We start from the raw sequence: 20738 nt of genomic DNA, 5'->3' as shown, positions 1-20738 counted from the left end.
TCACGTTAATTTTTCAGGGGAAATTATCACACAAAGCCCGAATCATGGAAGCCATTATTATCCTTACCTTAGCTGAATAATAAACGCGGATTTTTGTACACAAAATGACTGACAGATTTTAGCGGCGATGTTGTAAACAAATCTTTTCCGGCCAAATCGTGGCTATGGCTAGCCATACCATGCTATCTACGGTATCTTTATTGGGTTAAGCAGAGATATTTCCAGGAACAGCAATGACAGAACAGCAACAAGTAGACCAAATCGGTTTCCGCAGGATTCTAATCCGCAATATCACATTGCCTTTAGCGCTTGGTGTCCTGAGCGCGATTATTTTTGTTGTGCTGATTTTCAACCTGCTATCCGCCTTGAACTGGGTGGAGCATACACAGAAAGTCATCGGCAAAATCAATGAAACTGCCAAGCTTTCTACCGATATGGAGTCAGGCATGCGAGGTTATTTGCTTGCGGGCGATCCAGTGTTCCTGACGCCTTACCAGGTGGCCCGTCCGCTGGTGCAAGCCGAGCTGGATAGCCTGATCAAGATGGTGGTGGATAACGATTACCAGGTGGCCCGCTTCCGCAAGATCAAGAGCCAGATTACCGAGTGGGATAAATATGCGCAATCCATGATAGAGCTGCGCCAGAATAACCAGGACTATTTATCCGTGGTCCGCTCACAGCGCGGCAAGGTGCAGTTTGATGAATTGCGAAAAGACCTGAGCCAGACGCTGGAAGCCGAGCAACGCCTGCTCAAGGAAAGAAATGACAAGGCCATCAGCACCACTTACACGAGTGTGGTTGCTTTCCTGATTATCAGCCTGCTGGTCAGCGGCGTGCTGGCCCTGATGGGTCGCAAAGACCTGATGGGACTTTCCAGAAATTACAGCGAAATATTGAATAAGCAGGCCGAGCATGCTGAGTATCTGCAGGAACAAAGCCGTCTGCGCCAGGGGCAGGCGGAAATCGTGCAAAGCGGGCTAGGGCAACTTGCATTGCCGGAACTGGGTAAAACAGCGCTGGCCATTCTGTCCAAATATGTGCCTATGAAGGTCGGCGCCCTCTATGAATACAAGGAGGATGGCACGCTGAGCCTGTTCGCTGCCTACGGCTTCACGGACAATTCTGGCTTGCCTGCCGAGCATATACTCAAACACGAAGGCCTGGTGGGGCAGGTGGCGCTTACCGGCGAGATCATGCAGCTGAATAATCTGCCCGAAACTTACCTCAGCATCCATTCTGCACTGGGTTCGGCTCCGGCCAACGGCATTGTCATCATTCCCTTGAAAAGCGACGGACAGGTAAATGCGGTCATGGAACTGGGCTTTCTGGAAGCAATTCCGGAAAAGCATTTGGCCCTGCTGGAGTTTATTGCCAATAATCTGGGCTCGGCGATTGAGGCCACGATTGCCAAACAACGCCTGCAACGTGCCTATGCCGAAGTGCAGCAATTGAATGAGGAACTTCAGGTCCAGCAGGAAGAGCTCAAAACTGCGAATGAAGAGCTGGAGGAACAATCGACTATCCTCGAAGAATCCCATTCCATGCTGGAAAACCAGAAAGCCGAACTGGAACAAACCAATGAGCAGCTGGCGCACCAGGCAACATTGATTGATCAACGGAATGAATCCCTGATTGCGGCACAAAAAGAATTAGAGAAAAAAGCCGAAGAATTACAGTCATCCAGCCAGTATAAATCCGAGTTCCTGGCGAATATGTCGCACGAGCTGCGCACGCCGCTGAACAGTGCGCTGATCCTTTCAAAATTGCTGGCGGATAACGCGCAAGGCAACCTGAATGAAGAACAGGTGACTTTTGCTGAAACCATTTATGCGTCAGGCAATGACTTGCTTAACCTGATCAACGATATCCTGGATATCTCCAAGGTGGAGGCAGGCAAGCTGGAGCTCAATCTTCTGCCGGTCACCACGCAAAGTGTGGCAGACGCGATGAAAATAAGTTTTGAGCCTGTCGCCAAAGAAAAGGAATTGCAATTCCAGGTTTCGGTCAGCCCGGATGCGCCTCTGAGCATTACCACCGATAAATTCAGGCTGGAACAGATACTAAAAAACCTGCTTTCCAATGCTTTTAAATTTACGGCAAATGGCGAAGTAACGCTGTCGATTGCAGCGCATGGCAATGACCAGGTTGCCTTTACGGTGCGTGATACCGGCATTGGCATTGCCAAAGACCAGCAGCAGAATATCTTTGAAGCATTCCATCAGGCGGATGGCTCGATCAGCCGTAAATATGGCGGCACCGGCCTTGGCTTATCCATCTCGCGTGACCTGGCCAGGTTACTCGGTGGCGAGCTGACGCTGGAAAGTACGCCCGGCAGTGGCAGCGCATTTACCCTAACCTGTCCGCTGGTGGTTAGCGAAACCAGAGACACCCCGACACGTGTCGCTGAGGTAAAACCAGCGGCCGCGCCGGTAGCGGTAGCGCCGAAAACGGTGGAACCAGAGGCTATGGCCCTGCCTGCGTTCCCCGATGACCGCGACAATATCCAACATGCTAACCGACTCGCGCTGGTGATCGAAGATGATAAGGATTTCGCCAAGATTCTGTATGACATCGCGCATGAAATGCAGTACAGCTGTCTGGTGGCAAATAACGCTTCCCAGGGTTTGTGGCTGGCAAAAACCCATAAACCACAGGCGATCCTGCTGGATATCCGCTTGCCGGATGCTTCTGGCTTGACGGTATTGCAACAGCTCAAGGAAAACCCTGAAACCCGGCACATTCCCGTGCACGCCGTCTCCGCGGCCGAGCAGCAGGATGCAGCCTTGCAATTGGGAGCGATTGGTTTTGCCCTGAAACCAAAATCACGGGCCGAGTTAAAAGAGGTGTTTTTTAAGCTGGAAGAAAAATATACCCAGCAGATCAAACGCGTGCTGCTGGTTGAAGATGATGCAAGGCAGCGTGAAAGCGTCATCCAGTTACTAGCCGATGACGATATCGAGATCGTGGCGGTTGAGCTGGGTGAAGAAGCCCTGCAACAACTGCAAACACAAGTATTTGATTGCATGATCATCGACTTGAAACTGCCGGACATGAAGGGCAATCAACTGCTACAGCGCATGTCCACCGAAAAAATTCTTTCGTACCCGCCGGTGATTGTTTACACCGGCCGTAACCTGACGCGGGAAGAGGAAATGGAATTACTCAAGTATTCCAACTCCATCATCATCAAGGGTGCCAGGTCCCCTGAACGCCTGCTGGATGAAGTCACTTTGTTCCTGCATAAAGTGGAATCTCAGCTATCGGCTGAACATCAATCCATGCTCAAAACCATCAGGAACCGTGACCGCGTGTTTGAAGGCAGGAGAATTCTGGTGGTGGATGATGATGTGCGCAACATTTTTGCGCTGACCAAAGTTCTTGAACATAAGGGCCTGCATGTGGATATTGCCCGCAACGGGCTGGAAGCGATTGAAAAACTGCAGCAGCTGCAAGATATCGACCTGGTGCTGATGGATATCATGATGCCGGAAATGGATGGTTACGAAGCCATGCGCGAGATCAGGAAAAAGCCTGAATTTGCCCGTCTGCCTATTATCGCCTTGACAGCAAAAGCGATGAAGGATGACCAGGAACTATGTATGAAGGCCGGTGCCAGTGACTATCTGGCCAAGCCGCTGGATATAGACAGGCTGCAATCCCTGCTACGCATCTGGATACCAAACCTGGAGCGCTTGTAAGCATGCAGTTGCCGGACGCAGACATTGAAATCAAGTTGTTGATTGAGGCGATTTACCTCAAGTACAACTATGATTTCAGGAACTACTCCAAAGCCTCGCAGAAGAGAAGGATAGAGCAGGGCATGAGTGCGTTGCGCTGCGAGTCCATCTCACAGCTGCAAGACCAGGTACTGCATGACCCGGCCGTGTTTATGCAGTTGCTGCAATACCTCACCATTCCCGTCAGCGAGATGTTCAGGGATCCTTCATATTTCCTGTCGGTGCGCGAACAAGTGGTGCCGGTTTTAAAAACCTATCCCTCGCTCAAGATCTGGGTGGCAGGTTGCAGCACGGGTGAAGAAGCCTACTCGCTGGCGATTTTGTTACAGGAAGAAGGCTTGTTAGAGCGCAGTATTATCTATGCCACCGACATCAATCCTGTGTCGCTGGAAAAAGCTAAAAAAGGCGTGTTCGCGCTGGATAAAATGGCGCTTTACACTAAAAATTACCAGGCAGCGGGCGGTAAATTTACCCTGGAAAAATACTATACCGGCGCTTATGGCGGAGCCTTGTTTGATAAAGCCCTGGCAGAAAAAATCACTTTTTCCGATCACAGCCTGGCGACCGATTCAGTGTTCTCGGAAACCCATTTTGTTTCATGCCGTAACGTGGTTATTTACTTTAACAAGGCTTTGCAGAGCCGTGCTTATAACCTGTTTCACGAGTCATTGTGCAGGCGCGGTTTCCTTGGGCTAGGGCACAAAGAAAGCCTGGACTTCTCCTCCTGTTCACATCAGTTTGAAGCGATCGTGAAAAAAGATAAGCTGTTCAGGAAGCTCTGATGGACAGTGACCATCAGGCAAAAGCGCGGCTGCAGGCGATTAAAGCCGTGGTAGTGGGGGCTTCTGCCGGTGGCATAGAAGCCATGATGAAATTATTCTGTCCTCTGCCACCGGATTATCCCTTGCCTATCATCTGTGTCATCCACCTGCCTGATCACCATGAAAGTAACCTGGCTGAAGTTTTCCAGCAATGGACACGCATTAAAGTAATGGATGCCGAGGATAAAGCCACCATTCTCAATGGCAGGCTCTATTTTGCACCGGCCGGTTACCACTTACTGGTAGAGGGTGACGCCACTTTTTCCCTGAGTTGTGAAAGGCCGGTGAATTATTCAAGACCATCGATAGACCTCCTGATGGAAAGTGCAGCGCAGGCTTATGGCCCTGGCCTGCTGGGAATATTATTGACCGGGGCGAATCTGGATGGAGCCATGGGCATGAAAACGATTAAGCAGTATGGTGGCTTTACGGTGGTGCAAACACCGGGGGAAGCAAAATCGGGTACTATGCCGAGCGAAGCCATCAAATTACAAACGCCGGACCTCATTGAAGGATTATCCGGCATCAGGCAGTTATTGCTGCAATTTATGGATGGACATGCGAGATAGTAACGAAAAAATCAAGTTGTTGATCGTCGATGACCTGCCTGAAAACCTGCGGGCACTGGATGCCATCCTCCGTGCGCCTGACCGGATCATCATGCAGGCCAGCAGTGGTATCGACGCGCTGGAGCTGTTACTGGCACATGACTTCGCACTGGCAATGGTCGATGTCGAAATGCCGGAAATGGATGGCTTCCAGCTGGCTGAGCTGATGCGCGGCACCGAAAAAACAAAACATGTGCCTATCGTATTCGTCACCGCCGCCGGCATGGAGCTGAATTACGCTTTTAAAGGCTATGGCGCGGGTGCGGTGGATGTGTTGTATAAACCATTAGACATCAATGCGGTCCAAAGTAAGGCAAACGTATTTGTTGAGTTGTTCCGCCATCGCGTGGCGTTTGAGCACCAGGTCAAGGCCCTGGAAGAAAGCCGGCGCGAGCAGGAGTTTTTGTTGGGCCAGCTAAGATCTACCCAGCAGGAGCTGCAACATTCACTGAACATGCGTGAGGAGTTTATGTCCCTGGTGGCGCATGAAATGCGCACGCCGCTGAATACGCTATTCATGGAAGTACAGGTCAGGTGCGCGCAATTAGCCAAGAATAATCTCTCTGCCTTCACGCCTGAAAACCTGCACAAAATGCTGGGTCGCGGCGAACGGCAAATAAAAAGCATTATCCGGCTGATTGAAGATATGCTGGATGTCTCCCGGATCAAAAATGGCAAACTTTCCATCCAGACGGGCGATGCGAATTTGTCGGTACTGGTGAGGCAAGTGGCTGAAGACCTGACGCCGCTCGCAAAAGAGGCTGGTACAGTAATCCAGCTGGAAGCAGAAACAGAAGTGGCCGGCTATTGGGATGCATTCCGCATTGAGCAGATTATTATCAACCTGATCACGAATGCCATCAGGTATGGCAAAGGCAAGCCGGTGCAGGTGGCTTTAAAACGCGAAGGCGCGTTAGCTATCGTACAAGTCACTGACCAGGGGATTGGTATCTCCGAACATGAGCAAAAGAATATATTCGAGGCATTTGAACGCGCCTCTGGTAACGAAGTGAGAGCCGGCTTAGGCCTGGGGCTGTATATTTCGCGTAAATTAGCTGAAGCGCATGGTGGTGAAATCACTGTGCTCAGCCAGAAAGATGTCGGCAGTACATTTACCCTCCGTTTGCCCCTGCAAAGCGTAGCCGGGCACAGCGAATGAATAAACGTACCCAAACTAAACGATCAATTTTAAGTTAATCAATAGAAAACTATGCATGAATATACTGATTGTTGAAGACGATCTCGATACGCGGGAAATTTTGAGCGAATTGCTGGAATTGCAGGGGCATGCCATCGTCACTGCCAGCGAGGCTCATCATGCGCTGGATATTTTGCGGCAGCCATCCGCCATTGACCTGCTGATCACAGACGTCAGCCTGCCCGGGATGTCGGGCATTGAACTGGCAAAAATCTCGAAAACTATCCAGCCGGCCATTGGCATCATGGTCTGTTCCGGCTATGGCGAGCAGCACTGTGAAGCGTTGCCGTTTTCGGTAGAGTGGAGCCAAAAACCGCTCGAGATGGATGCTTTTATGGCCGCCATTGAGCGCTTTTCCGGGACCAGGCAATGAGCATAGTGGCCGACACCGCATTATTCGATCAGTTGAGAAACGAAGTGATCAACCGCGTAATGCCCGGCCTTCGCCACAAGATGCTCGGTAAATTACAGCCGATCACGCTGCTCTCGCATGTGCTGAGCAGAAAAGTCCATGCTGGCAGCGCAGATGCGGCATATATTCAGACACAAGTCGATGAAATCAAACTCAATGCCAAGATTTTAACCAACGCCACCCAGAATTTGTTCACCTGGGTTGCCCAGGATAGTCCGTTTCAATTGCCTGCTGATGAGCTGGTCAGTGAGTGTGTAGAGCTGCTCAAGATGGAGTGCTACACCAACAATCTTATCATCGCTAATCATGTGTCTGAACAGCAGATGTTGCCGGCACAGGAAGCCAGGGTATTACTATGTGCAGGCATCATCCTGCTGGCGGACAAACAAGGCACAGAGAAAAAACTGCAGATCAGGGCGCAGGGAGACAGCATCCAGTTCACCTGGAACAAGGCATGCGCAGGCACCCAGACCATCAACACAGGCCTGTTAAAAAATTGGGATTGGGTAGCCAATATCTCTGAGCAATGCGAGATCGTGCAAAGTGACTCGGGCGTTCAGTTCAACTTTAAAAACGTCGCCGTTTAAACTTAGTTACTCGATTCAATGTTTGAAACACAGCCTTTACCAGAACCAAGCCGTGAACAAGTCGATGCATTGATAGGTGCAGTGGTACTCGAATTCGGTACCGGCTGGTGTGGTCACTGCCAGGCCGCGCAACCAGCGATCACATCTGGCCTCAGCCAGTTTCCGCAGGTGCAGCATATTAAAATCGAAGATGGCAAAGGCCGCAGGCTGGGCCGTTCATTCAAGGTTAAGTTATGGCCGACGCTAATTTTTTTAAAAGACGGCATTGAGCAAGAGCGACTGGTCAGGCAGATCAATGCAGGTGAACTGAAGGCTGCATTGCAGCGCATATCCACCCCATAAAATTACTTGCCCATCAATCTCTTCGGCATCAGCAAACTCCGCACAATATCCCGCCAGGCTTTTGCCAGATTTATCTGACAATAAAATCAGATTTCCGCCAGTTTTTATCCTACAAATTTCAACCTACACTACCGCCATCTTCAGTAGTGATTTTAATTAATAAAAACAGGTTGAACGAGTATGCGTACCCCGAACGAATTTGCAGAACAAATATTTGAAGTATTGAGTTTCTCGATTAATCAGGCATGCAATGAGCAGGATTGGTATCACGTCAGACGGGATGCGCTAGCCTACGGTTTCAAGCAAACAGATGTATCCACTAACTCAGCCTACGGTCAACGGTTTGACCTGCTGATCGAACCAGGTATCTACCTGTGCCTGCAATACCGCTCATTTGACCCTTCAGGTCCTTTCCAGAACTTGCCGGTGACTAACAAGTTCGAGCTGACTTTCTACACAGAAAATGGAAAGATCAAATCGCACCAGAATAGCTTTGACGATCCGGTTGCCGCTAATGACAAATCTATCTGGCACGAGCTTTCGTTCGCCTGATTTGCATGGCGGAGACCTGTAAAAAATAATCATGACTGGCCTGGCATTGATGTCAGGCTTTTGCATCAGCTGATACCCAGATTTCAACCGGCCAAGGAGAAGACTGTATGTACCGCCCAAAAAACAACAACTTATGGTCCGGACTCCTGGTGGTATACAGCGCACTATATGCTGCAGCCGTGATTGGCGCCGAGCCGGCACAACTGTTTGAACCTATCCGTTCTGTCCTGCAACACCCACGCTGCCAAAACTGCCATATTCCCGGTGATCAGCCCTTGCAATACGACCAGGGCAAGCCGCACGCCATGCTGGTACAGCGCGGCATGGATGGTAAAGGCATGCCAGCGATGGAATGCAGCTCCTGCCACCAGCAAAAAAACTCCCCCGCCGTGATGGGTATGCATGCGCCACCGGGGGCGCCACACTGGCAATTGCCGTCACCGGAAAACAAAATGGTATTTATCGGCCTCTCACCTAAAGACCTGTGCATGGTGCTGAAAGACCCGGCCCGCAATGGCGGTAAAGACGGCCAGAAACTGATTACTCACTTTGCTGATGACAAGCTGGTCGCCTGGGGCTGGAACCCGGGTGGCAACCGCACAGTGCCGCCGCTCACCAAAGAGCAAACCGTCGCCGCAGTGAAACAATGGGTAAATGCAGGCATGCCTTGCCCGGCTTGATTTGAATATCATCGAGCCCTAACTTTTTAAATCCCTGATCATTGAATCAGCCAGGTGAGCGCGATTGCCAGGCCCATAAATGTGCAGCCAGCAAAGCGCGCCACGGGCTGAAAGGTTTCAGCCATTGCTCAGCCTCTTTATCGCTCAACTGCTCCAGTGCCATCAATCCCCTGATCGCGCGCCGTACCGCGGCATCCCCATGTAATGAGCCATCCAGCCAGCCATAGCCCCTGAGTAATGCGTAACTGATAGTCCACGGCCCAATGCCCTTGATGGCAGCCAGGCTATTAGCGATCAGCTCGGGCGATGCCTGGTGATGCAGCCAGTCATCCAGTGGCAAATGCCCGGTAAGCATCAGCTCGCTGACTTTCAACAGCGTATTCGCCTTGCTTTGTGACAGACCTGCCAGCCGTAATGATTCGACTGACATTGGCGACACCTGCGCTGGTGAAGGATAGCAATAAAAACCAGATGAATGCCTGATATTCGCCTGCTGGATAAATTTACGCCGCATGGCAATCGCCGCACTCAAACTCACCTGCTGACCAATAATCGCCCATGTTAGCGCCTCAAACGGGCTGAAACTCACCGGCACGCGTAGCCCTGCTTGCTCGGCAATCATTGCACTAAGTAATGGGTGCGTTGCAAAGGCCTGTTCAAACCCGGCAATCGCTTGCGTAAGCCCCAGTATATGTTGCACCAGCTGCAGTGTTTCTTCCGCGCTAATCTCCAGCAGCGGGTCATCCAGAGCCAGTTGATATTTCACTACATCTAAATCAAACGCTAGCGTTAACAGGGCAGGGCGGTCTCTCCACACAATCGCTTTTTGCAATGTGTTGCCGGTGACGCTTTCCGATACCGCCAGTTTGTCACGCCCATGAAAAGTCAGGAAATCCTGCGGCCGGAATCCATTTGGTAAAGGCAAACGCTGCAATGGCAAAATCTGTAACTGCAAAGTGGGTGATGACATAGGTTAAGGCAGTAAATTTGAGCAATAGAATACACTTACCATGAAACACAAACGCGGATGCCTTGTCTGACCAGTGAGTAAGCTTTTTGTTTAGATATTTGAGGGAGAACCGTATGCCAGACAAGAATGATAAATCCAACAACCATGCACACCCACCTGAAACACCAGTCCTGGACGAAACCTCGCTGTTACCACCCAAAACCCATAAGAAAAATGACAAGCAGCCACCCGGCTCACACTCGGCTGAAATCGCGGCAGAAGTAGAAGAGGGTCAATTATCGCCAGGGGAGTTGAGTAGCGAGAATGACATTTAACAATATCAGCCTTGTTGGCTAGCTTTTATCCAGCAGTACTCTTATCCAGCAGTACTTGCCGGATCAGCTGGGTCAAATTGTTGAAACAAGGGTGCAGCGGTGAAGTCAGAGGGTGTGTACTATCTCCCAACCTGCGCACCTGCACCGGCACCCCCGCCAGCAACAATTTCGCCGCATACGCTTCCGCTTCATCCCGCAGCGGGTGAGATTCAGTCGTCATAATGGTTGCAGGCGCCAGCCCGCCCAGGCGGCATGAGTGCAACGGTGAAGCGTAAGGGTGGGTGCAATCACTGGCGGTGGGAATATATTCCGCCCAGGCACGCCGGCATGGGCTATCGGCCGCATTGCCCATCGATTTTGAAGTCTGTAGCGCATCCAGCATCGGGTTGATCAATATCTGGCCCGCCAAATTTGTTTGCTTGTTAAAGGTTATCGCACGGTCTCGAAACAGCATGGCAACTACCGCTGCCAGGTTGCCACCTGCGTGCTCACCGGCAACAAATATCCGCTTGCTGTCTGCGCCAATCTGCTTGGCATTGTCAACTACCCATTGGAGTGCGGCGAAGGCGACTTCAATGGTGGCGGGGAATTTCACTTCAGGGGCTAACGGATAATCCACACACACCACAATCGCCTGATTTTCCTGATTGGTGAGCGCCTGATCGGTGAGCGCAGTCGCCAGCGCAAAAGCTTCTTCTATATTGCCCGCATTAAACAGCCCGCCGTGGAAAAATATCACTACCGGTGATCTGGTTTGACCGGGTCTTTTACCTGGCGTGCCGAAACCCTGCAACGTCACCGGTTGGCTGGTTGCAGGTGTTTGAAAAGTGGTGGTCCACCTCAATGCTTTATTCGACAAAGCTTAATCACCTCGATGATTTCAAAATCCATTTTTAAATGTTAACCGGTTTCAAATTTGGGGAATCGCCATGCCCCGCTGTACCGCAGGTCTTTCGCCTACGGTTTGCAGCCAGCGATGTAATGCCGGTTTGGTCGCCAGAGAGTCCTTGAGCACCTCTTTCAGGTAACCGGTCGCCGCCAGTGTCCACGCATAACTGGCAATGTCGGCAATCGAATATTCGCTACCCGCCAGGTAAGTGTTGTTTTGCAGCTGCTTGTCCATCACGTTCAGTAGCCTGTCCGCTTCTTCGGTAAATCTGGCAATCGCCAGCGGTGCTTTTTCCTGGCTGCGCACAGCAAAGAAACCCAGCTGGCCCAGCATGGGTCCCAGTGCGCTGGTCTGCCAGTGCAACCATTCAAACGTGGTGTAACGCGCCTGGCCTGCTGGCGCCAGAAACTGGCCGTGTTTTTCCGCCAGGTAGGTCAGAATGGCACCACTTTCAAAAATCACCACAGGATCTTTGCCGGGTTCGGTGTCGACAATCGCCGGAATCTTATGGTTGGGCGAAATCGCCCCAAACTCCGGTGAGTATTGTGCCAGCTTGCCCAGATCAACCGGGCTCACCTCATAGTCCAGTCCCAGCTCTTCCAGCATGATGGAAATCTTGCGGCCATTCGGTGTCGCCCATGTATACAAGTTGATCATTTGCTTTTTCCCTCAAGTAATTAGCGCAAACTTTGCTATTAACAAAACGCTTGTTAACGAAGACCACCGCCAGCCAGCAATTGTTCGCCGGTTAACCAATACGAGTCGTCCGAAGCCAGGAAAGCGGCAATCGCGGCAATATCACTTGGCTGGCCGCTGCGTCCCAATGGTGTTTGTGCCACATAGCCTGCTTCCATCTCAGAGCCGATCACACCGGCAGTGTGTGTACCTTCAGTGACTACCAGGCCAGGGTTCAAGGCATTGACGCGGATCTTGCGTGGGCCCAATTCACGGGACAATGAGCCGGTGATCGCATCCACTGCGCCTTTGGTCGCCGTATACACCGCAGCACCCGGTGGCGTTAAGCGGCTGACCACAGAACCGATATTGATAATGCTGCCGCCTTCGCCCAGATGTTTCACCGCGGCCTGGGTAGTCAACAGCAATCCCAATACGTTGGTGTCGAATTGTTTGTGGAAGTGTTCCGCGGTGATTTCTTCAATAGCACCGAATTCATAGATACCGGAGTTATTCACCAGGATATCCAGCCTGCCGAAATTGGTGATCGCAGCGTTGATAATGGCTTCAGCCGCGCCTGCTTCGCTGACGTTACCGCCGACAGCAACGGCTTTGCCACCGGCCTGGGTTATTTCCGCGACAACTTTGTCAGCACCTGCCTTGCTGGAAAAATAATTCACCACCACGGCCGCGCCATCCCGCGCAAACCGTTTGGCGATTTCTGCGCCTATGCCTTTAGATGCACCGGTTACGACTGCGACTTTACCTTCAAGTTTATTGCTCATCATCATTCTCCTAAATAAAAAGTGTGGGTTGTTTGAAACTGGTAACCACTATAAATAATTAAAAATCCGAGATAAATAGACTAAATTAGCAATCACTGTGTTAATTTATTGCACAATCGATAGTCATTTGAGGCATTGATGGATAGATTCGACACCATGCTGGCATTCACGCGGGTAGTGGAGCTTGAAAGCTTCACCAAAGCCGCTATGTCATTAAACCTGCCCAAAACCACCGTCTCGGCACAAGTGCTGGCACTGGAAAAACGCCTGCGGGTCAAACTGCTGCACAGGACCACCCGCCGCATCAGCGTCACCACCGATGGCGCCGCCTATTACGAACGGGCGATCCGGTTATTGAACGAGCTGGAAGAAACCGAAGCGGCACTCCACCAGGCCACCAGCAACCCCAAAGGCCGCTTACGGGTAGATGTACCCACACCCCTGGGCCGGCTGGTGATCATCCCCGCGCTGCAAGATTTTTTAAAACGCTACCCGGAGATCCAGCTCGAAATCGGCTGTGACGACAGGCCAATTGATCTGCTGGAAGAAGGTGTCGATTGTGTGATCCGTGTTGGCCATCCGCTAGATTCCACGCTGGTCGCAAGGCGGGTAGGCACCATGCAATTCCTGCTGGTCGCCTCGCCGGAATACCTGCAAACCTACGGCAGGCCCACCCATCACGACGACCTGCAACGCCATCAGGCCGTGCACTTTTTTTCATCCAAAACCGGCAAAGTGCGCAACTTCATCCTTGAGCACAGTGGTGAAGAGCAAGAAATCCCCACCAACCGCAAACTCGCCATCAACAATGGCGATGCGATTGTCGCCGCGGCGCTGGCGGGCATAGGGGTCTGTCAGGTACCCACTTTTATGGTGCAAGGCTATTTAAATGAAGGTAAGTTAGAAAGAGTGCTGGGCGATTACCCCACAGGCAGCCTGCCACTGAATGCGCTTTACCCTCAAAACCGTCACCTCTCGTCCAAAGTGCGTACATTTATTGAATGGGTCGCCGAGCTATTCGCCGAATGTCGTTTGTTGCAAAGCCAGCCAAAGTTGAATGGCAAAATTTAAATAACAATAGTTAGAAAAGGAAGCACCATGGGCCAACTGGAACAGAATTTCGAAAACACCTTATTCAAGCTTATCCCGCAAACCAAAAGTCTGGGGATAAAAATCGCAAGAATCGAAGATCACCAACTCACCGTGCAAGGCTCTTATGCCCTAAACAAAAACCATCTCGATATCGTATTTGGTGGCAGCATCGCGGCCATCTCGATCACCACGGCCTGGTCGTTAGTGCAGTCAAAAATTGAGCAAGCAGGCCTTAAAGGTAACCTGGTGATCAAGCGGCAAGAGATCGATTATTTATTGCCAGTGAAAACAGACTTTGAATGTGTGGCGCGTTTTCAATCAGTGGATGATTGGGAGAGTTTTGAAAAGACTTATCAGGAAAAAGGCAGGGCAAAAATTGTAGTCACGGCTCAGATAATTAGTGAATCAAAAACAACATCTAAATTTCAGGGTGTATTTGTGTTGTATAAATAAAATAGGGATGCGTTTAATTCTTTTGTTATTAGTTGCGAGACCGCATAAAATCACCCTCTGATAAATTTAAAGATTCGCGAGATAAAAGCTTTGAATGCAGTAGAAATTGAAGAAGCCATCAGTCAGTTAGCTGAGCAGCCGTTTGTTGCCACGGAATTTCCATACGCTTTTTTAGAGGCTTTTGGAAATAAAGAAACCACCATTAAGCGACTAAAAACTGGGGGTGAAAACAAATCAGATATTGGTAGCGAGTCCTCTCTGGGAGTTCTTCAAAGGAACAATATCCACATAGCGGTTTGCCGTGCTGGTGAAGCCAATGCAACATTACAAAAACTACGCATCAGCCCAGCCACCGAAAAATTTAAAGCTAAATTTATACTAGCCACCGACGGCATTGATTTTGAAGCTGAAGATATTCTCACAGGAGAAACCGTTGCCTGTCGGTATAGCGATTTCCCTAATCATTTTGGTTTTTTTCTTGCGCTGGCTGGTATTTCTACCATCAAGCAAATCCGCGAGAGTTCATTTGATATTCGTGCCACCAGCCGTTTAAATCGGCTGTATGTTGAGTTACTCAAAAACAACCCTGATTGGAGTACTGCTGAACGTCGTCATGACATGAATCACTTTATGGCGCGTTTGATTTTTTGTTTTTTCGCTGAAGATACCGATATTTTTAACGGTAATGATCTGTTTACTGCCACCATTGACCAAATGAGCGCTCGAGATTCCTCAGATATCGATTGGGTGATTAGCGAAACTTTTAGGGCTATGAACACGCCTATTAAAGAGCGTGCAAAAAACAATTTTAGACCTTGGGCAGATGCCTTCCCTTACGTGAATGGCGGCTTGTTTAGCGGTAGCACTGAAACACCCAAATTCACCAAAATCGCTCGCAGCTATCTACTGCATGTAGGCAGTTTGGATTGGACTAAAATCAATCCCGATATTTTCGGCAGTATGATTCAAGCCGTGGCTGATGATGAAGAGCGCGGCGCACTCGGCATGCACTACACCAGTGTGCCCAATATTCTAAAAGTGCTTAATCCACTCTTTTTAGATGATCTTCGCGCTGAACTAGAAGCGGCAGGCGATAACCCCAGAAAGTTACTCCACCTGCGCAAACGTATGGCGCATATTCGCGTGTTTGACCCTGCCTGTGGCAGCGGCAACTTTTTGGTAATTGCTTACAAACAAATGCGGGAGATAGAGGCGGAAATTAACAAACGCCGTGGTGAATTGCATCTCAAATCAGAAATCCCATTGACCAATTTTAGAGGGATTGAACTCAGAGACTTCTCCGCAGAAATTGCGCGTCTCGCCTTGATAATTGCCGAGTATCAATGCGATGTAGTGTATATCGGCCAGAAGGAAGCCTTACAAGCTTTTTTGCCACTTGATTCGCAAAACTGGATTACTTGTGGGAATGCGCTCAGGCTTGATTGGCTAACCATTTGTCCGCCCACTGGCACAGGTGTAAAACTTGTTGCTAATGACTTATTCAGCACGCCGCTAGACCAAGCTGAGATTGATTTTGAGAATGAAGGTGGCGAAACTTATATTTGTGGCAACCCGCCATATGTTGGTGACAAAAAACAAACAAAAGAACAGAAAAGTGACCTAGAGGGGATACTCGCACGAGAAACAAGCAGATGGAGGTCTCTAGATTATATTGCTGGTTTTTTCTACAAAGCTTCGCAGATTGTTTCAAAGCAGGGTGGTTCGGCAGCTTTTGTAACTACAAACTCAATATGCCAAGGGCAGCAAGTAAATGCGTTGTGGCCACTTATATTACGCCAAGCCGAAATTACATCCGCTCACACCTCATTCAAATGGGCAAATCTTGCTGCTAATAATGCTGGCGTTACAGTAATAATAGTCCAGCTATCTTCATGTCAAAATAAATACAAAAAAAGAATTTTTGAAGACGACACCGAAAGATTAGTGACTCATATTTCACCATATCTTACTTCCCAAGTTACTCCTCTAGTAACGAACGCATCACAACCATTGAATGAATTACCAACAATGACAAATGGGTGTGCGCCTAAAGATGGTGGAAATTTACTACTCAATCATTTAACCGATTTACCCATAAATGACACTATTGCTGCGTCTGTTGTTAAAGAATACTGGGGATCTGATGAGATTATCAGTGGCATTCCAAGATACTGCTTATGGATTAATGATTCAGAAGTTGGGAAAATAGATAAAAGTCATTTTTTATCGGAACGTATAAAAGGAGTTCGTGAATCTCGATTGAAAAGTGAGAAGTTGGCTACGAGAGAATGGGCAAAACATCCTCATAGATTTGTTGAAATTCGACGACCTGAAAGCACCGTTATTATTGCTATGCCAGCAGTTGCAACTGAAAAGCGTCAATATTTGACGCCAGTGTTACTACCAGCACAGAATGTTGTTGTAACTAATGCGGCTTTCGTTATGTACGATCCATCCACCTGGGTTTTTGGGCTTCTTACATCTAGATTGCATCATATCTGGATTAAATCTGTATGTGGTCAACTTGAAACTCGAATTAGATATTCAAACACATTAGGCTGGAACACCTTCCCCGTCCCCAAACTCACCGAAAAAAACAAACAAGACCTCACCCGTTGCGCTGAGGATATTCTGCTGGCACGAGAAGTGCACTTCCCCGCAACCATAGCCGATTTGTACGACCCCGACAACATGCCCGAAAACCTCCGCCGCGCCCACGACCGCAATGATGAAGTGCTAGAGCGTATCTATATCGGCCGCCGATTTAAAAACGACACTGAGCGACTAGAAAAGCTTTTTGAGCTGTACACAAAAATGAAAAAATAATAAGGATATATTTAAATGGTATCTGTAAATAAATTTGAGTGTGACAAAACAAAGGCAAGATCCAACTTGGTTAAACATGGTTTGCGATTTACAGAGGGTTGCAGAATTTTTGAGGGACTTACCTTGACTGCTGAAAGTAAGCATAATCAAAAGCTCAATGAAAGGCGATTCGTCACAATTGGTGCATTAGATGACCAAAGTGCTGCTGTCCTAGTTTGGACAGAACGTAAAGGAAATATACGCGTAATTAGTTCAAGAAAAGCCAGTCAAAAAGAAAGAGAAGCATATTATGCCCACATCAAAAAAACGATTAATTGAGATTAGGCAAATGAGCGGAATTGATATGTCTGATATTGATGAACTTGGAGATGAGTTTTTTAAAAGTGCTATCCTAGGTAAACCAGGAGACAATGTGGTTACGTCAGTGAAAGGTGCTTTCAGGGCAATTCCATCTGTTTCCGTCAATTATTCTTCCAACGGAAAATCCACTAAAGCCAATGAGTTAGGCATGCGCGTCATGCAGGAGCGGGCGTACGAAAAACGTGGCGAACAATATTTACTTATTAAATCTCCTCCAGCCTCCGGTAAGAGCAGAGCGTTAATGTTTATTGCACTTGATAAGTTAAATAATCAAGGTATTAAAAAGGCGATTATCGTTGTGCCTGAAAAATCTATCGGAGCCAGCTTTAACAATGAGCCTTTAACAGAATATGGGTTCTACTGGGACTGGGTAGTAGAGCCAAAATGGAATTTGTGTAATTCGCCTGGCGAGGACGGTGGTAAGGTTAATTCTGTAAAGGCATTTTTAGAAAGTTACGACAAAACCCTGGTATGTACACATGCTACATTTCGATTCGCAGTAGATAAATTTGGGATTGAACTGTTTGATGATTGCTTGATTGCAGTCGATGAGTTTCACCATGTGAGTGCTAACCCGGATAACAAGCTAGGGTTGCATTTGGGCGAATTTATTAAACGCGATAAGGTACATATCGTGGCTATGACTGGCTCGTATTTCAGAGGCGATGCTGAAGCGGTGCTATCTCCACATGATGAGGCCAAATTTGAAACAGTTACCTACACTTATTATGAACAGCTAAATGGGTATGACTATCTTAAAACGTTGGATTTAGGGTATTACTTTTACTCGGGTTCGTATATTGATGAAATCAGCGAGGTATTGGATACCACTCTCAAGACAATTATTCATATACCTAGCGTGAACTCCCGTGAAAGTACTCAACGTGGGAAAACTACCGAGGTGAGTGAAATTCTGGGTGCTATGGGAGAGTGGAAAGGCAAAGACGCTGCTACGGGATTTGATATTGTCGTGACCGCAGATAATCGCACTTTAAAAGTGGCTGATTTGGTGGACGATGGTCCTGATAGACATGCAAAAGTACTTACAGCATTAAAAGATCCATCTCAAAAAAACAATCGTGACCATGTGGATGTGATTATTGCGTTAGGTATGGCAAAAGAAGGCTTTGACTGGATATGGTGTGAGCATGCATTAACAATTGGTTACCGTTCAAGCTTGACTGAAATTATTCAGATTATTGGCCGTGCAACACGCGATGCAAAAGGAAAAACACGCTCACGTTTTACAAACCTTATTGCAGAGCCGGATGCATCACAGGATAAAGTAACAGACGCAGTCAACGATACTCTTAAAGCGATTGCGGCTAGTTTGCTGATGGAACAGGTACTGACTCCAAAATTTAATTTCACGCCAAAAAACCCACAAGCTGCACCTATGGAAGGTTTTGATTATGGTGAAAATGGCTATCAACCTGGTGGTAACAATGTCGGTTTTAATGAAAATACAGGCCAGTTCCATATCGAAATAAAAGGTTTAGTTGAACCAAAAAGCAAAGATGCAAAACGTATTTGCCAAGAAGATTTGAACGAGGTGATTACTGCATTTGTGCAAGACAAAACCAGTATTGAACGTGGTTTGTTTGATGACGAAATGGTGCCTGAAGAGTTAACACAAATCCGCATGGGGAAAATTGTGCGTGACAGATATCCTGAGTTGGATGATGGTGATCAGGAAGCTATTCGTCAACATGCTATTGCAGCGATGAATATGACTCAACAAGCCAAACAATTTATTAATGAACATCCTGACGTAACCGAAAATGAACGCGTAGGTAGTACGGCGTTTATTCAAGGCGTCAGAAAGTATGTGACTGATGTACGTGATTTGGATATTGATTTAATTGACCATATCAATCCATTTAGCGAGGCATATGCAATTTTATCCAAAGCAATGACTGAGGAAAGTTTGAAGCAAGTGCAGGCAATTATTACCGGAAAAAAATTGAGCATGTCACCTGAAGAGGCGCGTGATTTGGCAAAGCGTGCTGTTGTTTTTAAAAATGAACATGGACGGTTGCCCTCGCTTACGGCTGCTGATCCCTGGGAAAAGAAAATGGCCGAAGGTGTAGCTTATTTGGCGCGTATGAAAGCGGAGGCAAGTCGTGGCTAAATCAGAATTTACTGATGAAGACGACGCGCTGCTCGCCGAATTGGGTATAGAAGTAGAGATTAAAAATACAAGCAGTCACACACCTCGTGAAGAACGAATTATTGCTGGCTTTGAAGAGATTGAGCGGTTTATTGAAACTAATGGAAGATTGCCGCAACACGGAGAAAGCAACGATATATTTGAACGTTTGTATGCTGTCAGATTGGATCAGATTCGAGCATCTAATGAGTGCAAAACGCTTTTAGAGGGTATGGACAAACATGGTTTGCTCACAAATAACCCACAACTTACCAGTTTAGATTTAGATACATTAGACGATGATGCATTGCTTGCTGAGCTTGGCGTTTCTGAACCTGCCTCTAACGACATCACGCAGCTCAAGTTTGTTAAGTCTCGTGCCGAAAGAAAAGCTGCTGAAGAGGTAGCACAGCGCTCATTTTGCGAGGATTTTGAGAATTTTAAACGTTTGTTTGATCAAGTGCAGGATGAGATCAAAGCGGGTGAACGTAAAACAATGCGATTTAAAGAGGATGCAAGCATTAATCCAGGGGAGTTTTTTATACTGAATGGGCAATTAGCCTTTGTTGCTGAAAGTGGAGAAACCATTAAAGCACCAAATGGTGAGGCTGATGCTCGTATGCGCGTCATTTATGACAATCAAACGGAAAGTAATATTTTGCGCCGCTCGTTTCAACGTGCGTTGTACAAAGATGAAGCAGGCCGTAGAGTATCTGAGCCCAACGCAGGTCCTTTATTCGACAATGTTGTAGAGAACGAAGATGTTGAGAGTGGAACAATTTATGTTCTTAGGAGTAAATCTGACCACCCTGAAATTGCTTCTCGATCAAACGTACTCCATAAAATTGGAGTAACTGGCGGTAGCATTGCAGTTCGTATTGCTAATGCCAAGGTAGATCCTACTTTCTTAATGGCTGAAGTTGAAGTTGTAGCTACTTATGAGCTGTATAACATTAATAGAATTAAACTTGAAAACTTGATACATCGCTTTTTAAATACAGCGAGGTTAAAAATTCACATCAAGGATCGATTCGGAAATCCAATATACCCACGTGAATGGTTTTTAGTGCCGCTTTTTATCATTGATGAAATGGTAGAAAAAATCAAAGATGGGACTTTAAGTAACTACGAATATAACGTGGAAAATGCGAAATTAGAATTGAATTCCTAGCTAGCGGTACTCATTTGCTTTCATCGAAATTTATCTAAATTGATTATGCAACTAAGCTAAAATTTCTAGAAAAAGTTCATATTTCTTCTATAAATATAAGTGGCCTGAATACGAAGA

At 47.8% G+C, this 20738-nt stretch carries 20 protein-coding genes; 16 read left to right on the top strand and 4 right to left on the bottom strand.

Annotated elements, in window-relative coordinates; translation table 11 throughout:
• The first annotated feature begins 233 nt into the window (after positions 1–233).
• From LPA26_RS10305 to LPA26_RS10265, 9 genes are all read left to right on the top strand, one after another.
• Positions 234–3698 (top strand): response regulator, encoded by a 3465-nt coding sequence (locus LPA26_RS10305; protein WP_229008230.1) that lies wholly within the window; start codon positions 234–236, stop codon positions 3696–3698.
• 2 nt (positions 3699–3700) lie between these two features.
• A complete protein-coding gene (locus LPA26_RS10300) occupies positions 3701–4519 on the top strand; it encodes a protein-glutamate O-methyltransferase CheR (RefSeq protein WP_055830664.1) in 819 nt (272 codons plus the stop codon).
• Positions 4519–5127, top strand: a complete 609-nt coding sequence (locus LPA26_RS10295; RefSeq protein ID WP_055830662.1) for a chemotaxis protein CheB — start codon at positions 4519–4521, stop codon at positions 5125–5127. The genes LPA26_RS10300 and LPA26_RS10295 overlap by 1 nt, the downstream gene beginning before the upstream one ends.
• Positions 5117–6325, top strand: a complete 1209-nt coding sequence (locus tag LPA26_RS10290; RefSeq protein WP_229008229.1) for a hybrid sensor histidine kinase/response regulator — start codon at positions 5117–5119, stop codon at positions 6323–6325. The genes LPA26_RS10295 and LPA26_RS10290 overlap by 11 nt, the downstream gene beginning before the upstream one ends.
• A gap of 55 nt (positions 6326–6380) precedes the next feature.
• Positions 6381–6737 (top strand): response regulator, encoded by a 357-nt coding sequence (locus tag LPA26_RS10285; RefSeq protein WP_055830660.1) that lies wholly within the window; start codon positions 6381–6383, stop codon positions 6735–6737.
• The gene (locus LPA26_RS10280) at positions 6734–7363 is read left to right on the top strand and encodes a hypothetical protein (protein ID WP_229008228.1); all 630 of its coding nucleotides are present in this window, start codon (positions 6734–6736) and stop codon (positions 7361–7363) included. Before LPA26_RS10285 ends, LPA26_RS10280 begins: the two co-directional genes overlap by 4 nt.
• A gap of 18 nt (positions 7364–7381) precedes the next feature.
• Positions 7382–7705, top strand: a complete 324-nt coding sequence (locus tag LPA26_RS10275; RefSeq protein ID WP_229008227.1) for a thioredoxin family protein — start codon at positions 7382–7384, stop codon at positions 7703–7705.
• A 180-nt stretch (positions 7706–7885) separates the two neighbouring features.
• Positions 7886–8257, top strand: coding sequence for a hypothetical protein (locus LPA26_RS10270; RefSeq protein ID WP_055830654.1), 372 nt, complete (start codon positions 7886–7888; stop codon positions 8255–8257).
• A gap of 107 nt (positions 8258–8364) precedes the next feature.
• Complete coding sequence (locus tag LPA26_RS10265) at positions 8365–8937, top strand: hypothetical protein (protein ID WP_055868650.1); 573 nt, start codon at positions 8365–8367, stop codon at positions 8935–8937.
• Between the two features lie 46 nt (positions 8938–8983).
• Here the strand turns inward: LPA26_RS10265 and LPA26_RS10260 are convergent, their stop codons facing one another.
• Positions 8984–9907, bottom strand: a complete 924-nt coding sequence (locus LPA26_RS10260) for a DNA-3-methyladenine glycosylase (RefSeq protein WP_229008226.1) — start codon at positions 9905–9907, stop codon at positions 8984–8986.
• A gap of 113 nt (positions 9908–10020) precedes the next feature.
• Here LPA26_RS10260 and LPA26_RS10255 point away from each other — a divergent pair, with 113 nt between their 5' ends.
• Positions 10021–10221, top strand: a complete 201-nt coding sequence (locus LPA26_RS10255) for a hypothetical protein (protein ID WP_055830648.1) — start codon at positions 10021–10023, stop codon at positions 10219–10221.
• A 25-nt stretch (positions 10222–10246) separates the two neighbouring features.
• Here LPA26_RS10255 and LPA26_RS10250 read toward each other — a convergent pair whose 3' ends face one another.
• Genes LPA26_RS10250 through LPA26_RS10240 form a run of 3 tightly spaced genes read right to left on the bottom strand, consistent with a single transcriptional unit; the run spans position 10247 to position 12570 of the window.
• Complete coding sequence (locus tag LPA26_RS10250; RefSeq protein ID WP_229008225.1) at positions 10247–11080, bottom strand: alpha/beta hydrolase; 834 nt, start codon at positions 11078–11080, stop codon at positions 10247–10249.
• 51 nt (positions 11081–11131) lie between these two features.
• On the bottom strand, positions 11132–11767 hold the full coding sequence (locus LPA26_RS10245; protein WP_229008224.1) for a glutathione S-transferase family protein: 636 nt from the start codon (positions 11765–11767) through the stop codon (positions 11132–11134).
• A gap of 53 nt (positions 11768–11820) precedes the next feature.
• On the bottom strand, positions 11821–12570 hold the full coding sequence (locus tag LPA26_RS10240; RefSeq protein ID WP_229008222.1) for a glucose 1-dehydrogenase: 750 nt from the start codon (positions 12568–12570) through the stop codon (positions 11821–11823).
• 138 nt (positions 12571–12708) lie between these two features.
• On the opposite strand from LPA26_RS10240, the gene LPA26_RS10235 reads away from it, so the two are divergent.
• The 6 genes from LPA26_RS10235 to LPA26_RS10210 all read left to right on the top strand — a co-directional run bounded on the left by LPA26_RS10235 (position 12709) and on the right by LPA26_RS10210 (position 20621).
• Positions 12709–13641 carry a LysR family transcriptional regulator gene (locus LPA26_RS10235; protein ID WP_229008221.1) on the top strand — a complete coding sequence of 311 codons (933 nt, stop codon included), beginning with the start codon at positions 12709–12711 and terminating at the stop codon, positions 13639–13641.
• A 27-nt stretch (positions 13642–13668) separates the two neighbouring features.
• Positions 13669–14115, top strand: coding sequence for a YiiD C-terminal domain-containing protein (locus LPA26_RS10230; RefSeq protein WP_229008220.1), 447 nt, complete (start codon positions 13669–13671; stop codon positions 14113–14115).
• 90 nt (positions 14116–14205) lie between these two features.
• Complete coding sequence (locus LPA26_RS10225) at positions 14206–16941, top strand: DNA methyltransferase (RefSeq protein WP_229008219.1); 2736 nt, start codon at positions 14206–14208, stop codon at positions 16939–16941.
• Positions 16942–16956: 15 nt separating this feature from the next.
• Entirely contained in the window at positions 16957–17259 is a 303-nt protein-coding gene (locus LPA26_RS10220; RefSeq protein WP_229008218.1) for a BrnT family toxin, read from the top strand.
• Between the two features lie 106 nt (positions 17260–17365).
• Positions 17366–19432: a DEAD/DEAH box helicase family protein gene (locus LPA26_RS10215; RefSeq protein WP_370634368.1), complete on the top strand. Its 2067-nt coding sequence runs from the start codon at positions 17366–17368 to the stop codon at positions 19430–19432.
• Positions 19425–20621 (top strand): GIY-YIG nuclease family protein, encoded by a 1197-nt coding sequence (locus LPA26_RS10210; RefSeq protein ID WP_229008216.1) that lies wholly within the window; start codon positions 19425–19427, stop codon positions 20619–20621. Before LPA26_RS10215 ends, LPA26_RS10210 begins: the two co-directional genes overlap by 8 nt.
• Positions 20622–20738: the final 117 nt, after the last annotated feature.

Origin of the sequence: Methylophilus sp. Leaf408 (assembly GCF_916856905.1) — a bacterium.
GTDB lineage: Bacteria > Pseudomonadota > Gammaproteobacteria > Burkholderiales > Methylophilaceae > Methylophilus.
Note: the sequence above shows the minus strand (reverse complement) of the source record. Positions and strands in the feature narration are given on the sequence as shown.